This is a genomic window from Streptomyces sp. NBC_00503 (genome assembly GCF_036346895.1).
Lineage (GTDB): Bacteria > Actinomycetota > Actinomycetes > Streptomycetales > Streptomycetaceae > Streptomyces.
In genome coordinates this window covers 1043879-1059063 of the sequence record NZ_CP107855.1, presented here as the reverse complement: position 1 = coordinate 1059063, position 15185 = coordinate 1043879, and the positions used below count along the sequence as shown (strand labels likewise).

At 73.0% G+C, this 15185-nt stretch carries 15 protein-coding genes; 7 read left to right on the top strand and 8 right to left on the bottom strand.

Annotated elements, in window-relative coordinates; genetic code table 11:
- Window positions 1-46 precede the first annotated feature (46 nt).
- Entirely contained in the window at window positions 47-1243 is a 1197-nt protein-coding gene (locus OG490_RS04955; protein WP_330295055.1) for a S8 family serine peptidase, read from the bottom strand.
- Between the two features lie 110 nt (window positions 1244-1353).
- Entirely contained in the window at window positions 1354-2592 is a 1239-nt protein-coding gene (locus OG490_RS04950) for a PQQ-binding-like beta-propeller repeat protein (protein ID WP_330295054.1), read from the bottom strand.
- A 541-nt stretch (window positions 2593-3133) separates the two neighbouring features.
- Between OG490_RS04950 and OG490_RS04945 the strand changes: the two genes are divergently transcribed.
- Entirely contained in the window at window positions 3134-3298 is a 165-nt protein-coding gene (locus OG490_RS04945; protein ID WP_330295053.1) for a hypothetical protein, read from the top strand.
- Here the strand turns inward: OG490_RS04945 and OG490_RS04940 are convergent.
- Window positions 3288-4277, bottom strand: coding sequence for a LacI family DNA-binding transcriptional regulator (locus OG490_RS04940; protein ID WP_330300779.1), 990 nt, complete (start codon window positions 4275-4277; stop codon window positions 3288-3290). The two genes, OG490_RS04945 and OG490_RS04940, sit on opposite strands and share 11 nt — an antisense overlap.
- A 193-nt stretch (window positions 4278-4470) precedes the next feature.
- Between OG490_RS04940 and OG490_RS04935 the strand changes: the two genes are divergently transcribed.
- On the top strand, window positions 4471-5511 hold the full coding sequence (locus tag OG490_RS04935; protein WP_330295052.1) for an NUDIX hydrolase: 1041 nt from the start codon (window positions 4471-4473) through the stop codon (window positions 5509-5511).
- Between the two features lie 14 nt (window positions 5512-5525).
- Here OG490_RS04935 and OG490_RS04930 read toward each other — a convergent pair whose 3' ends face one another.
- Together OG490_RS04930 and OG490_RS04925 are read right to left on the bottom strand one after the other, a co-directional pair.
- Window positions 5526-6230, bottom strand: coding sequence for an MBL fold metallo-hydrolase (locus OG490_RS04930; RefSeq protein ID WP_330295051.1), 705 nt, complete (start codon window positions 6228-6230; stop codon window positions 5526-5528).
- Between the two features lie 85 nt (window positions 6231-6315).
- A complete protein-coding gene (locus OG490_RS04925) occupies window positions 6316-7680 on the bottom strand; it encodes a dipeptidase (RefSeq protein ID WP_330295050.1) in 1365 nt (454 codons plus the stop codon).
- Between the two features lie 188 nt (window positions 7681-7868).
- Between OG490_RS04925 and OG490_RS04920 the strand changes: the two genes are divergently transcribed.
- Window positions 7869-9278 (top strand): geranylgeranyl reductase family protein, encoded by a 1410-nt coding sequence (locus OG490_RS04920; RefSeq protein ID WP_443065756.1) that lies wholly within the window; start codon window positions 7869-7871, stop codon window positions 9276-9278.
- A 189-nt stretch (window positions 9279-9467) separates the two neighbouring features.
- Here OG490_RS04920 and OG490_RS04915 read toward each other — a convergent pair whose 3' ends face one another.
- On the bottom strand, window positions 9468-9926 hold the full coding sequence (locus OG490_RS04915; protein WP_330295049.1) for a nitroreductase family deazaflavin-dependent oxidoreductase: 459 nt from the start codon (window positions 9924-9926) through the stop codon (window positions 9468-9470).
- A 158-nt stretch (window positions 9927-10084) separates the two neighbouring features.
- Here OG490_RS04915 and OG490_RS04910 point away from each other — a divergent pair, with 158 nt between their 5' ends.
- Both OG490_RS04910 and OG490_RS04905 read left to right on the top strand, forming a co-directional pair.
- Entirely contained in the window at window positions 10085-10831 is a 747-nt protein-coding gene (locus OG490_RS04910) for a TetR/AcrR family transcriptional regulator (RefSeq protein ID WP_330295048.1), read from the top strand.
- A gap of 141 nt (window positions 10832-10972) precedes the next feature.
- The gene (locus tag OG490_RS04905) at window positions 10973-11938 is read left to right on the top strand and encodes a spherulation-specific family 4 protein (RefSeq protein WP_330295047.1); all 966 of its coding nucleotides are present in this window, start codon (window positions 10973-10975) and stop codon (window positions 11936-11938) included.
- Window positions 11939-11962: 24 nt separating this feature from the next.
- Here OG490_RS04905 and OG490_RS04900 read toward each other — a convergent pair whose 3' ends face one another.
- Both OG490_RS04900 and OG490_RS04895 read right to left on the bottom strand, forming a co-directional pair.
- Complete coding sequence (locus tag OG490_RS04900; RefSeq protein ID WP_330295046.1) at window positions 11963-12214, bottom strand: DUF6332 family protein; 252 nt, start codon at window positions 12212-12214, stop codon at window positions 11963-11965.
- Between the two features lie 57 nt (window positions 12215-12271).
- On the bottom strand, window positions 12272-13030 hold the full coding sequence (locus tag OG490_RS04895; protein ID WP_330295045.1) for a maleylpyruvate isomerase family mycothiol-dependent enzyme: 759 nt from the start codon (window positions 13028-13030) through the stop codon (window positions 12272-12274).
- 36 nt (window positions 13031-13066) lie between these two features.
- Between OG490_RS04895 and OG490_RS04890 the strand changes: the two genes are divergently transcribed.
- Window positions 13067-13768, top strand: coding sequence for an alpha-ketoglutarate-dependent dioxygenase AlkB family protein (locus OG490_RS04890; protein WP_330295044.1), 702 nt, complete (start codon window positions 13067-13069; stop codon window positions 13766-13768).
- Between the two features lie 43 nt (window positions 13769-13811).
- Complete coding sequence (locus tag OG490_RS04885; protein ID WP_330295043.1) at window positions 13812-15158, top strand: ROK family protein; 1347 nt, start codon at window positions 13812-13814, stop codon at window positions 15156-15158.
- The last annotated feature ends 27 nt before the right edge of the window (window positions 15159-15185 follow it).

Here is a 15185-nt window from a genome sequence, read left to right as displayed (position 1 = left end):
CGGGCCGTCGGCGCGTGCGGGGTCGGCAGGAGCCGGCAGCACAGGGTCAGCGGCGACGACGCTTGACCATCACCGTGACGGCGAGGCCGAGGCCCACGGCGACGGCGGCGCCGAGTGCCGGCCACTGCCAGGAGATGCCCGCATGCGCGTCCGCGGCTTCCGCCCGGGGTGGCACCGAGGCTGTCGAATCGGCGCCGGGGGCGGGGGTCTTCGCGGCGGCCGGCGGGGCCAGGGGGTCGACGTCGGGCGCCCCCGGGTCTCCCTCGTGGTCGAGCAGTACCTTGCGGGGGCGGGCGATTCCGTAGCCCACCCAGTCGCTGCGCTTGGATCCGTCGGTGGGGGCTCCGGCGGTCTGGATCAGGACCCGGGCCACCTGGTTCGCGGTCCAGTCGGGGTGAGCCGACCACACGAGCGCGGCGGAGGCGGAGACCAGACTGGTCGCGAGCGAGGTGCCGCCGTTCCTCGTGCACCAGCCCTTGTTCTCGTCGCATCGGATCTGGGCCTTGCTTCCCACCGACGACAGGTCCGTGTCGGGCCCGTGGCTGCTGAACGGCATGGCCGTCCCGTCCTCGTCGATGGCTCCTACGCCGATGACTCCCGGCAGGGCCGCGATCGCGTTGGTCCAGTTCTTGCCCTCGCCCTCGTTCCCCATCGCGGCAAAGATCAGCAGCCCCTTGCTCTGGGCGTACTCGACAGCCGGCTTGACCTTGTCTATCGGCCAGCTCGAATCCATGCCGATGGACAAGTTGATGATCTTGGCTCCGTTGTCGGCCGCGTACCGGATTCCCCGGGCGGCTTCGGACGGCACCATGAACGCCATGGGCGTACCGACGCTGGTGCGGATGGGCAGTACCTTGGCGCCGGGGGCGAGGCCCTGTGGGCTGCCCGCTGAGCCGTCGCCGACGATCGCCGCGGTCATGGAAGTCCCGTGCCCGATGAAATCCCCGTGCGGCGGATAGGTGAAGTCCGGGCGCCCGACGGGCGGCTCCATGAACGAGACGCCTTCGAGGACTCGCCCCTTCAGTCCTGGCAGGTCCGTGACACCACTGTCGATGACGGCGACCGTGATGCCGCTGCCGTCCGCGACCTTCCACATCTCCTGGGCCTTCATCTTCGTGAGGTAGCCCGGCGCGTCGGTGTCCGCGGCCGCCGGCACCGCCGTGCCTGCGCCGACCGTCAGCACCGCCGCGACGACGCCCGCCGCCCTCCGCCACGACCCGTGTCGACGTATGGTGTCCTGCATTTTTCGCGCCTCTCTGTGCCCAAATATCCATACGCCCATGCGCTGGACAGGGATGTGAAGTGCCCGGACGGCACCGGCCTCGGTCCGTACGGGATCAGGGTGTGCCCGGCTCAGCCGCCGGAGGCGCGGAACGCGATGGCCCCGTAGAAGGGAGAGACCCCCGTTTCGACCATCACGAGATTGCCCTTGCGGTAGTCGACGACGAGTGACGAGACGGGAAAAGCAATGTCCGGCGCGGTGACCGTGCCGATCTTGGCAGGGGTCCCGTCCTTGGCCGCGTACGACTGGATGCTCATGTCGCTGACGGCCTTTCCGCCCAGCACGTAGACGGCGTCCTTGCCCGTGCCGAGGAACCGGGGCACGGTCGCCGTACCGACCGGCTTGCTCCACATCTGCGTGCCGGTGGCCAGGTCGTAGGCGACTACGGAGGCGGGGACGGTCAGGCTCGTGGTCTCTCCGGCGATCACGTAGGCGGTGGTCGCGTCGGCGTCGAAAGCGATGTCGAAGCGTGTTGTCCGGTTGGCCAGTTCCATGGGGTGCAGCAGCACGGGGCCCACGGTGGTGGCGAGCGGGATGCGACGGGCGACGCCGCCGTCGCGGCCGAAGGTGACGAGCTCCGGGGGCGGGGGGTTGGCCGCGAGCCCGTCGGGCAGGAGCAGTGCCGCCGGAGCGCCGTTGCCGACCAGCCGCACAAACCCGTCCTTCGGAGGGGTCATCGGCACGGCGGTCGCGTCCATCTGGCGTCCCTTGGCCGCGTCGAGGGTGCTCACCGACCAGGTCCAGTCGGCCGTGCCCTGGGTCTCCACCCCCATCATCACCGTGATGCGGTCGCCTCGCGCGGTCATGGCGGTGTTCCGGACGTGGAGGCCCGCCCTGGGACTGACCCAGGTCCACGCCACCTTCTTGTCCGGACGCAGGGCGACCACGGTGTTCGGCGTCATCACGGCCAGGACGTCACCCTCCACGAAGGCGAGCGCGGCGCTTTCGTCGGTGACGGCCTTCCCGTCCACCGGGACTCCGGCCACCTGCGTGGTCCAGCGGACGGCGCCGCCCTTGCGGGTGTCGATCAGCGACACTTGGTCGCAACTGGCGGTGGAGGCCGTTTGGTTGCCCTTGACCCAGCCGATGGCACCGAGCCCGCCCTTGCTGAGGCCTTCGGTCATTGCGCACGGATGCATGTCCGGCTCGGGCGGGGTGACGGTGCCGAGCCGGTTGCCGGTCTTCGAGTCGTAGATCTCCACGCCGGTGCGGCGGCCGATGTAGTAGGCCGTGTCCGTGTTCCAGTTGCCGAGCAGTTCGACGAGGAGGGTGTCGCCCTTGACCGGAGGCGTCTTCCAGGCCTGAGCCATGAGGGCGGGCGCGTACGGTCCCTCGGGGCCTTTGCCGGTCGCGGAGTCCTTCCCGCCCGCGACCACTCCGCAACCGGCGATTCCGGCGGCCCCGGTGACGAGGAGCGCCAGAGTGACGGCGCCGGCCCGCGTCCACCGTCCGGCACTCCGCCGTGGGAGGGCCGGGGCCGATCTGGCGGGCTCTGATGCCTGGTGTGCGGAGGAGGTCGATATGTGGGCGGGCACGGGTGACGCCTTTCGGTTTGCTTTTCGATAGTTTGCTGATTGTACGAGGGCCGGGGAACTTGTCGCGCTTGCGGGCCAGTTCTGCGCGATCGCCACCGGGCCCGTCCCAGTCGAAGCGCACCGGAAGGTACTTGACCCCGTTGATGAAGTCCGAGCGCAGCCGGCGGACCTCGCCCGCCAGGCCGAAGTCGGGGTGGCGGCGCAGCAGTTCGCGGACCAGGGCCTTGATCTGTGTGCGGGCGAGACCTGCGCCGAGGCAGCAGTGGGGTCCGCCGCCGCCGAAGGTGACGTGGTCGTTGGGGGTGCGGCGGAAGTTGTGGATCGAACCTCCCCAGCGCAGGAACTCCTCGGCGCCCTGTTCGCCGGCCTCGTCACCGGCGGGGTGAGCTACCTCGGCGGCGTGTACCCCGCCCTGTCCGCCCTCGCCGGGCTCACCGCCGTCGGCGAGGCCGTGCCCGGGTTGCGGTCGCTCATCCGGTGACCGGCGGGAGCTCGCCCGAGCCGCGGGGGATCAGGCGGGTGGGGAGTTCGATGCGGGACGGGGGGAGGTCGGCGCCCGCGAGCCGCTGGAAGAGGCGGTCCGTGGCCACCCGGCCCAGGGCCGCCGCGTCCTGGGCGACGACAGTGATGCCGGGGCGCAGCAGGTCGGCGAGCTCGAAGTCGTCGAAGCCGACCAGTGCCACGGGGAGGGGCCGGGCCGCGAGGACCCGTACGACCGTGACCGTCACGCGGTTGTTGCCGGCGAAGACCGCGGTGACCGGCTCGGTTCCGGAGAGCATCGCGCGCGCGGCGGCCGAGACGCGGTCCGGGGCCGTCGCGCCGAGGGAGACCCACGATCCGGCGACCGGCAGCCCGGCGGCCTCCATGGCCGCGCGGTAGCCCCGTAGCCGCTCGGTGGCGGTGTGGATGTGCGGATGGTCGCCGATGAAACCGATCCGGCGGTGTCCGGCCGCGATCAGGTGGGCCACCCCGTCCCGGGCGCCGCCGAAGCTGTCGGACAGGACGACGTCGGCGTCGATCCGGCCCGCGGGTCGGTCCACGAACACCGTGGCCACCCCGGCGCGGATCTCCGGCTCCAGGTAGCGGTGGTCGTCCCCGGCCGGGATCACGATGAGGCCGTCCACCCGGCGCGCGCACAGCGCGAGCGCCAACTCCCGCTCGCGGTCCGGGTCCTCGGCGCTGGAGCCGTTGATGAGCAGGGCGCCGTGCGCGCGGGCCACCTCCTCGACGGCCCGGTTGAGCGGACCGTAGAAGGGGTCGGCGAGGTCCTCGAGGACCAGGCCGACGGTGGCGGTGCGGCCCTTGCGGAGCACGCGGGCGCTGTCGTTGCGCCGGAAACCCAGCGCGTCGATGGCGTCCTGGACCCGCTTCTCGGTGTCGGGGGTGACCCCCGGCTCGCCGTTGACCACCCGCGACACCGTCTTGAGGCCCACGCCGGCCCGGGCCGCCACGTCCTTCATGGTCGGCCGGTTGCCGTAGCGGGGTTCGGACGGGCGGCGGGTGTGCGGCACGGTGGTGAAGCCTCCGGGACGGTGGACGGCAGGGCGCAGCGGCAAGGCCCTGACCTTGAGGATAAGCACTCACAGGGACAGCGGGGTTTCCGTGGCAGGGTGGTGCGGGCAAGCCACTGGGGGCATCGGGAGAGGGGTAGACGTGATTGTCTGGATCAACGGCACTTTCGGCGCCGGGAAGAGCAGTACGGCCCGTGAACTGACCGGACTCCTGCCGGACAGCACCCTGTTCGACCCGGAGTTCATCGGTGACGCCCTACGGGTGCTCCTGCCGAGCAAGCGCCTCGCGGAGGTCTGCGACTACCAGGACCTGCCGAGCTGGCGGCGGCTCGTCGTGGACACGGCGGCGGCGATGCTCGCCGAGGTGGGCGGGGTGCTGGTGGTCCCGATGACCCTGCTGAGGCAGGAGTACCGGGACGAGATCTTCGGCGGGCTCGCGGCGCGCAGGATCGCGGTGCGGCATGTGCTGCTGGCCCCGGAGGAAACGATCCTTCGGGAGCGGATCGCCACCCGGGAGGAGCCGGGGTCGGCTCAGGACGTGGACGTCCGGGTACGGCAGTGGGCGTACGAGCACATCCCCACCTACCAGCACGCGCTGGGCTGGCTGACGGCCGACGCGCACGTGGTCGACAACGGCGCCCTGACCGTACGGGAGACGGCGGAGCGGATCGCCGAAGCCGTACGCACCGACGCGGCCCGGGTCTGCGACATCGTGCAGACCCCGCAGCCGACGCGGGAGACCGTGGCCGCAGGGGTACTGCTCTTCGACGACGCGGACCGGGTGCTTCTGGTGGATCCGACGTACAAGGCGGGCTGGGAGTTCCCGGGGGGCGTGGTCGAGGCGGGCGAGGCTCCGGCGTGCGCGGCCGTGCGGGAGGTCGAGGAGGAGCTGGGGCTCGTCCTGGCCCGTCCGCCCGAGCTGCTGGTCGTGGACTGGGAGGCGCCGGGACCTCCGGCGGGGTACGGGGGCCTGCGGCTGCTGTTCGACGGCGGTCGGCTCCCGGCGGCGCAGGCCGGACGGCTGCGGCTGCCGGGGCCGGAGCTGCGGGCCTGGCGGTTCGTGACGGAGGCGGAGGCGGCCGGGCTGCTGCCGCCGGTGCGCTACGAGCGGCTGCGCTGGGCCCTGAAGGCCCGCGAGCGCGGCCGCGCGCTGTACCTGGAGGCGGGCCGGGCGGTGCCGTAGCCGGCCCGGGCCGGCTAGTGCGTCTCGGTGCCGGCCGCCTCCGCCGCCGCGCGCAGGACGGCCGTCGTGTCCACCGTCAGGGGGTCGCCGTGGCCGAAGCAGGCCACCGACGGGGACAGGGCCGCCAGGCGGCCGAAGGTCGCGATGGCCTCGGCGCGGTCCACGTTGAAGACGCCCAGCATCACCTGGCCGACCCCGGCGATGCAGTCGCCGGTGAACAGCACGCCGTGCGATGGGAGATGGACGCCGATGCTGCCCGGAGTGTGACCCGGGGCGTGGACGATGACGGCGCCGCCGCCGAAGGGGAGCACCTCGCCGTCCGTCAGTTCCCGGTCCACCCGGGTCGGCGGGGCCTGCGGGACCGTCAGGCCGTGTGCGTACAGCGGCCGTTCCCACTCCAGGAGCACCGGCTCCGGCACCAGGAGGTCGCCGCGGACGACCGGCGCGTCCAGTCGGTGCGCCAGTACCTCCGCGCCCCAGCGGGCGGCGAGTTCGCCCGCCGCGCCGACGTGGTCGCGGTGGCAGTGGGTCAGGACGATCCGCTGCAACTGCTCGGGGCGCAGCCCGAGGGAACGTATCGCCCCCTCGATCGCGGCCGCCGCACCGGCATGGCCCGCGTCGATCAGGGTCAGGTCCGCTCCGTCGCGCCAGAGGTAGGCCTGGCCGATGGGGAAGCGGAGCATGTGGAGCCGTTCGGGGATGACTTCGACAAGATCCATCACCCGAACGTATGCGCACGGCACCCGCTCCCGGCCGAGATACGCCGAGAGCGGGGTTCGCCCGTAGCGGAGCTTCAGACAGCCGTCAGGCGCGCTTGGACTCCGCGTAGTTGACGAGGAACAGGGCCTCCGTGACCGAGAGGCGCTCCAGCTCCTCCGGGGACACGCTCTCGTTCACCGCGTGGATCTGGGCCTCCGGCTCGCTCAGGCCGATCAGCAGGATCTCGGCCTCCGGGTACAGCGAGTTCAGCGTGTTGCACAGCGGGATCGACCCGCCCATGCCGCTGATCTGCATCTCCTGACCCGGGTACGCCACCGCCATGGCCTCGGCCATCGACGCGTACGCCGGGCTGTCGGTGTCCGCCTGGAACGGCTGGCCCTGACCGACGACTTCGAGCTCCAGGCGCGCCTTCCACGGGGTGTGCGCCACCATGTGCGCCTCCAGGAGCTTGATCGCCTCCGAAGTGTCCACGCCCGGCGGCACCCGCAGGCTGATCAGCGCGCCCGCGCTCGCGTGCACCGACGGGGTCGCGCCGACCACCGGCGGGCAGTCGATGCCCAGCACGGTGACCGCGGGCCGGGCCCACAGGCGGTCCGCGACGGTGCCCTCGCCGATGAGCTCGACCCCGTCCAACACCTTCGCGTCGGCACGGAAGTCGGCCTCCGGGTACTGGAGTCCCTCCCACACCGCGTCCGAGGCGAGCCCGTCCACCGTGGTCGAACCGTCCGCCGAGCGCAGCGAGGCCAGCACCTGGATCAGGGCGGCCAGCGCGTCGGGGGCCACCCCGCCGAACATGCCGGAGTGCAGGTTCCCGCCCAGGGTGTCGATCTTGACCTTCAGCAGGGTCATCCCGCGCAGGGTCGCCGTGACCGTGGGCAGGCCCGTACGGAAGTTGCCCGCGTCGCCGATCACGATGGTGTCCGCGGTCAGCAGCTCGGGGTGGGCCGTCGCGTACTGCTGCAGACCGCCCGTGCCCTGCTCCTCCGAGCCCTCGACGATCACCTTCACGCTCACCGGCACACCGCCGTTGGCCTTCAGGGCGCGCAGCGCGAGCAGGTGCATGATGAACCCGCCCTTGCAGTCCGCCGCGCCGCGCCCGTACCAGCGGCCGTCGCGCTCGGTCAGCTCGAAGGCGGGGGAGATCCAGGCCGCGTCGTCCAACGGCGGCTGCACGTCGTAGTGCGCGTACAGCAGCACGGTCGGCGCGCCCGCCGGACCGGCCAGGAAGCCGTAGACCGACTGGGTGCCGTCGGGGGTGTCGAGGAGGGCCACGTCCTGGAAGCCCTCGGCTCGCAGCGCGTCCGCCACCCAATTGGCCGCGGCCTCGCTCTCGCTCTTGGGGAACTGCCCCCAGTCCGCCACCGACTGGAAAGCCACCAGCTCCGACAGCTCCTGCTTGGCGCGGGGCATCAGCGAGGCGATGGTTTCGGCGATCGGGTGCGAAGACATGGGCACGCTCCTACTGGGTGCGACGTTGGTGTACGTGTACGCCTCCCGCAGCCGCGGGGTGGGCGTATGCGGGATGAGGCAAAGACAGTGCCGATCCTCGCACAGCGGGGCGACCCGGCTCGCGCCGTAGGATTTCCCCGGCATCGGAGCAATGGCATGAACCGCAGGATCAGGAGCAGCAGCACATCGTGAGCAGCGACGAGAGCGACAGCGGCGACGTACGCGACGCGGCAGCAGGGCAGGCCGCTCAGGGGGCGGACGCGGAGACGGCCGGGGAGACCGGCGAGGTGTGGGACGTGATCGTGGTCGGGGCGGGACCTGCCGGGTCCTCGGCCGCACATGCGGCGGCCACCGCCGGGCGGCGCGTCCTGCTGCTGGAGAAGGCCGAACTGCCCAGGTACAAGACCTGCGGCGGGGGCATCATCGGCCCCTCGCGCGACGCCCTCCCGCCGGGCTTCGTACTGCCCCTCAAGGACCGCATCCACGCGGTCACCTTCTCGCTCGACGGGAAGTTCACCCGGACACGGCGCTCGAAGCAGATGCTGTTCGGGCTGATCAACCGTCCCGAGTTCGACGCGGCGCTCGTCGCCGAGGCGGAGAAGGCCGGCGCGACCGTCCGTACGGGTACGGCCGTATCGCGGGTGGAACAGCACGGGGCCTCCGTTCCCGACCGGCGGACCGTGGCCGTGGTGCTCGCCGACGGCGAGACAGTGCTGGCGCGGGCCGTGGTCGGCGCGGACGGCAGTGCGAGCCGGATCGGCGCGCACGTCGGGGTCGAGATGGACCAGGTGGACCTCGGTCTGGAGGCGGAGATCCCCGTGCCGGACACCGTCGCCGAGGACTGGAAGGGCCGGGTCCTCATCGACTGGGGCCCGATGCCCGGCAGTTACGGCTGGGTGTTCCCCAAGGGCGACACCCTCACCGTCGGGGTCATCTCGGCGAAGGGCGAAGGGGCCGCGACCAAGCGGTACCTGGACGACTTCATCGCCCGGCTCGGCCTGTCCGGCTTCGAACCGGCGATCTCCTCCGGCCACTTGACCCGCTGCCGCAAGCCCGGATCGCCGCTCTCGCGCGGCCGGGTGCTGGTCGCCGGCGACGCGGCCGGGCTGCTGGAGCCGTGGACCCGGGAGGGCATCTCCTTCGCGCTGCGCTCGGGGCGGCTCGCCGGTGAGTGGGCGGTGAAGATCTCCGAGGCCCAGGACGCGGTGGACGCGCGCCGGCAGGCGCTCAACTACGCCTTCGCGGTCAAGGCCGGACTGGGCGTGGAGATGGGAGTCGGCAAGCGGATGCTCACCGTCTTCGAGTCCAAGCCGGGCGTCCTGCACGCGGCGATCACCGGCTTCCGGCCGGCCTGGCTGGCCTTCGCGCGGATCACCCGGGGGTCGATGACGCTGGCCGACATGGTGCGTACGTACCCGCTGGCGCGCAAGGCGCTGCACCTGCTCGACGCCCGGCAGGCGCGCGGCCGGGGCGAGGGCCAGGTGCAGGGCCAGGCCCAGGCTCCCGAGCGGGTGAGCGGAGCGGGTCAGGGTGGTGCGAAGCCGGGAGAGCCGCAGGGCGAGACGTCCAGCGCGGCGCCCGGCGGACCTCAGGGCTGATTCCGGGGCCTGGCCCGTGGCCCGGCCCGTGGCCCGGCCCGGGGCGAGGCTCGTTTCCCGGTGGGGGAGCGGGTGGGAGCGGGCTCGTGGAGCCGTTCGGGGTGGCGGTCCTGCCGGATCTTCCGGCGGGGCCGCCGCCGTGTTTTGCGGGTCTTGCGGGTTTTGCGGGTCTTCCGAGGTGGCGCACGATCAGCCGGTGACCGTGATGCGGAAGACCGGGTGGTCGCCGGCGGCGGCCCGGAGCTCGGCCTCGGGGGAGTTCACGGTGATGCCCTTGAAGAACCGGTTGACCTCCCAGCCCCACTTCTTCAGGTACCCGCGCAGGACGACGGCCTGCTCGGCGGGGTCGGTGAGCTCGGTGACGGTGAAGCTGCGCACCTTGCGGCCGAGGCGGAGCTCGCCGCCGCCCGCGGCGCGCATGTTGCGCACCCACTGCGAGTGGCCGCGGGCCGAGACCAGGTACTGCACGCCGTCCTGCGTGTACGGGTTCACCGGGATCCGCTGCATCTTTCCGGACTTGCGGCCGCGTACCGACAGCTCGGCCGTGCCCGCCAGGCTGATGCCGAGGCGGGCGAGTTTGCCGAAGAGGGCGTTGAAGCGGATGGCGATCGGGCCGGACGTGACGTAGTAGGGCGTGGGCGCGTCCATGGCAGCCTCCGGGGCGTCGAGGAGAGGTTGGGAGAGCACTGCTCTCGCTTGAGATCAGTGTGCACGGAGCGGGGATCCAAATCAAGAGCAGTGCTCTCGGAATGGATCGGCGCTCCCTTTTTTGGGCACTGCTCTACCTGCATGCCACACTGACTCCCATGAGCACCGTGCGAGGGGCCAGGGAACGGGCCCGCATCGAAGTCACCGCCGCCATCAAGGACGAGGCGCGCCGCGCGCTCGCGGCCGAGGGCGCGGCCAAGCTTTCGCTGCGCGCCGTGGCGCGGGAGCTGGGCATGGTCTCCTCGGCCCTCTACCGCTACTTCCCCAGCCGTGACGATCTGCTCACCGCGCTCATCGTCGACGCCTACAACAGCGTCGGCGCCGCCGCGGAGGCGGCGGACGCCCGGACGCTCGCCGCCGGCGCCAGTGCGACCACCGGCGCCGCCGCCACCCGCGCCACCGCCACCGCCGGCGCGCCCCGGGCCCGCTGGATCGCGGTCTGCGAAGCGGTCCGCGCCTGGGCCCTGGAGCACCCGCACGAGTACGCACTGATCTACGGATCCCCCGTCCCCGGCTACAGTGCGCCCAGCGACACCGTCGGCCCCGCCTCCCGCGTCGGCAACACCCTCATCGGGATCGTCCGCGCCGCCTACGAGGGCCGCGGCCTCGCGCTCCCGCCGCTCCCCGCCGAACTGCGGCCCGAAGCCGTCCGGATGACCGAGGACTTCGCCGCAGGCCTGCCCCCGGAGGTCACCGCCGCCCTGGTCGCTGCCTGGGCGCAGCTCGCCGGGCTCGTCTCCTTCGAGCTGTTCGGCCAGTTCAACCGGGTCGTCGAGGACCGTGACACCTTCTTCACGCACGCCGCCGGCCAGCTGGCGCACGGGGTGGGACTGCCCGCCGTGTGAGGGTGCGGGGAAAGTTCGCTTGTCAGTTCCTCCTACCGAAGCGGAGGATTCCGGCCTGACGTGCCCGGCCGCCCGTCTAGTGTTCCTCGGGTCGCGTACCCGTCGTACCCGTCGTCCCCCGCCGTCGCCCGAGGAGCAGTCATGACCCGCGCCGCGAAGGCCTTGTACGCCGTCGTCGCCACCCTGTTACTGGCCGCGCCGGCGCCCGCCGTCACCGCCTCGGCGACCTCGGGCCCGGCGGCCGCGTCCGCCGCGGGCCCCGCCCCCGCCGTGGCCCCCGCCGTGACCCCGACCCCCCGGATACCCGGCGTCCGGGGTCTGGAGATAGCCGTGCCGGCGTACGTCTGGGCCAACGACCCGATGCTGGTCGACCTCACCGCCACCGGCCCGGCCGCCTCCGTCGTCGTCCTCAACCCGGGCAACGGCGACTCCCCGTTCGACGCCCCCTGGCAGGCCCGCGCGGACGCCCTGCGCTCCGGCAGCACCTCGACGGGCGAGAAGACCAAGGTGCTCGGCTACGTCCACACCGACCACGGCAACCGGGACCTCGCCGCCGTCGAGGCTTCCGTGGACAACTACCTGAAGACCTCCGACGGACGCCTCCACGTGGACGGCATCTTCTTCGACGTCGTCAGCCGCGACTGCGGCCCGGCCAACGCCGTCCGCGACCACTACGCGGAGCTGCGCCGGTACGTCCAGGACACCATCGAGGCCATCGCCCCGAACGCCCCGGACCTGGTCGTCAACAACCCCGGCACCGCCATCGCCGACTGCTACCTGGAGCCCGGTCACCGCACCGCCGACATCTTCGTCACGTACGAGGACACGTACGCGGCCTACGCGGGCGGCGGCTGGCTCGGCGGCAACGTGTTCAACGACCTCACCGGCTACCGGGCGGGCGCCGAACTCGACCCGAGCGGAACGGCGTTCTGGCACCTCGTCCACGACGTCCCGGACGCCACCGCGATGCGCGCCACGCTCCGCACGGCCTTCGAACGGGGCGCGGGCTACGCGTACGCCACCAACGCGCAGATGCCGAACCCGTGGAACGCGCAGCCCAGTTGGAAGTACCGCTCCCAGACCACCTACGCCTCCTCCCTCGGCTGAGCGCACCGGACACCAGGGTCTGTTCTAGCGCCCGTCGTTCTCCGGGCGCCGGGAGAACCGCCACAGGAGGCGCGTGACCCTGAGGAGGAACACCGCTCCGGCCAGGGTGCCGCCCACCGCCGCCAGGATCCGTGCGGCGGTGGGGGAGAGGTCGAAGGCCAGGGCGGGTCCGTAGACCGCCGCGAAGGTGAGGGCGGCGGCGAAGGAGCCGCTGATGAACGCGTACGCGATCTCGATGGTGATCGCGTCCCGGTCCGCCTGGCTGCGTCGCCCCATGCCCGCAGTGTCACAGCGTCCGGCGCACCGCCACAAGGGCGCCCCGCCGGCGGTGCGTCAGATCCCGGCCCGCTCCACCCAGAGCCGAGCCAGCTCCGCATCGCCCGTCACGCCCGGCCCGGTCAGCGGCAGCCGGTTCCACAGCGCCGCGTACAGCCAGGCGGCATCGCCGGTCAGGGTGCAGTCGGCCGCCTCGGCGTCGGTCCCGCCTTCGGTCCCGCCCGGCACCGTGCGGGCCGGGTCCTGCGACAGGTGCACGTCCCACTCCGCGCCCGTGTCCGAGGTCCGCACCCGCAGCACCCGCGGCTCAGCCGTCCGCACCCGGCTCTTGGGCCGTGCGTGGAAGCCGGTCAGCAGCTCGTCCACCCCGTCGGCCGCGAACAGCGGCTCCACCGGCCCGAAGGCGGCGCCCAGCGCCGCCTCCGCGTCCAGCCGGTGGACGGTGGTCTCATGGGCCTGGCGGCGCGCCCAGAACGCCAGCGGCGACGGCGGAGCCGTCGGCAGGAAGGTCCAGCACGCCACGTCGGCCGGGGCCTCGCTCAGCGTCCGCACCAGCGCGGAGTGGCCCTCGCGGAACCAGGCCAGCAGCTCCGCGCCCGCCAGTTCCGGCGCCCCGGGGAACGGCGCCGGCTCCACCAGGCCCTCCCGGACGTACCCGGCCGCCCAGCGGTGCACCGAGCCGGTGTGGCGCAGCAGATCGGCGACGTCCCAGTCGGGACAGGTGGGCACCGGTGCGTCCGTCCCCGCCCGTTCGGCGGCGGAAGCCATCAGCTCACCCTCGCGGGCCAGGGTCTTCACGTATTCGATGATCTCCATATCGGGAGTTTGCCAGCCGGACGCACAATGGACGACATGGACGGCGAACCCTTCCCGCACGAGCTCTTCCCGCGCGAGCGCACCGAGATCGTTCCCGGCGCCGTGCACGTGCCCGACTGGCTGGACCCCTCCCGGCAGCGGGAGTTGCTGGACGCCTGCCGCTCCTGGGCCAGGCCGCCCGCCGGACTGCGCACCGTACGCACCCCGGGCGGCGGGACGATGACCGCCCGGCAGGTGTGCCTGGGGCTGCACTGGTATCCGTACGGGTACGCCCCCACCGCCGTGGACGGGGACGGGGCCCCGGTCAAGCCGATGCCCGACTGGCTCGCGCGGCTGGGGCGGGAGGCGGTGGCCGTCGCCTACGGGGACATGCGGAGCCTGGACGACACGCGGAGCCTCGACGCCGGGCCCGGGGCGGCCGAGTACGACATCGCCCTGGTCAACTTCTACGGGGGCGACTCCCGCATGGGCATGCACCGCGACGCCGAGGAGCGCTCCCCGGCACCGGTGGTCTCGCTCAGCCTGGGTGATTCATGCCTCTTCCGCTTCGGCAACACGGCCTCGCGCGGGCGTCCGTATCAGGACGTTGAGCTGCGCAGCGGGGATCTGTTCGTCTTCGGCGGACCGGTCCGACGGGCCTATCACGGGGTGCCGAAGGTCCTGCCCGGGACCGCCCCGCCCGGACTCGGGCTGACCGGTCGGCTGAACATCACACTCCGCGTCGGCGGCCTCGGCTAGCGGACGGCGTTCGCGGTGCTCCGGTCGTGCGAGGATCGCTGTCATGAACGGCAACGGGGCCCCGCCGCGGGTGGGGGATGTGACCACGGTGTCCGCCGGGACCGAGGGGACCGACGGGATCGAAGGGGCCGCCGTGTCGGCCGGGCCCATCGAGTCCGGGACACCGCCCACCGCGCCCACCGGCTCCGCGCGGACCAAGCTGGAGCGGGGCCGCGGCGCGCTCGGACCGGCGCTGGAGCTCGTCCACACCGGCCGGGCCCCGACCCGCGCGGTCCTGACGGCGGAACTCGGCGTCACCCGCGCCACCGCCGGAGCCGTGGCCGCCGAGTTGGAGGCGCTCGGCCTGATCCGGGTCGACTCCCGCCCCGGCGGGGCCGGCGGCGCCCAGGGCCGTCCCTCGCACCGGCTCTCCGTGGACGAGAACGGCCCGGTGGCGCTCGCCGCACAGGTGCACTCGGACGGGTTCCGGGCCGCCCTGGTCGGCCTCGGCGGCCGGATCGTGGCCACCGCCCCCGGCCGGGTGCCCGTGACGGCCGACCCGGCGCAGGTGCTCCGCGCGGTCGTCGAAGCGGGCGCCGCGCTGCTCGAGGAGACCGGACGGCGCTGCGTGGGCGCCGGTCTCGCGGTGCCCTCGGCGGTCGCGGAGCCGGAGGGCACGGCGCTGAACCCGCTGCACCTGGCCTGGCCGGCCGGCTCTCCCGTACGGGCCATCTTCGCCGAGTGTGTCAAGGCCGCCGGCATCGACGGCCCGGCGCTGACCGGCAACGACGTCAACCTCGCCGCGCTCGCCGAGCACCGGCACGGCGCCGGGCGCAGCGCGCAGCACCTGCTGTGCGTGGCCACCGGGCACCGCGGGGTCGGCGGAGCGCTGGTGCTGGACGGCCGCCTGCACAGCGGGAGTTCGGGCCTGGCCCTGGAGGTCGGCCACCTCACCGTGAATCCGGAGGGGCGCCCCTGCCACTGCGGCAGCCGCGGTTGCCTCGACGTGGAGGCCGACCCGCTGGCCTTCCTCACCGCCGCCGGGCGCATCCCCGGCCCCGAGGTGTCGCTGCTCCAGCAGGCCCGTGACCTGCTGCGCGAGGAGTACGCGGAGCCCGGCGTACGGGCGGCCACCGAGGAGCTCATCGACCGGCTCGGCCTCGGCCTCGCCGGGCTGGTGAACATCCTGAACCCGGACCGGATCATCCTCGGCGGGCTCCACCGCGAGCTGCTCCACGCCGACCCCGAGCGGCTGCGCGCGGTGGTCGCGGACCGCAGCCTGTGGGGGCGCAGCGGAGGCGTGCCGATCCTGCCCTGCACGCTCGACCACAACAGCTTGGTCGGAGCCGCCGAGCTGGCGTGGCAGCCGGTGCTGGACGACCCGCTCGGGACCCTGGGGACCGCGGCCTGACCTCCTGGCCGCGGCTCCGGCGGGCTT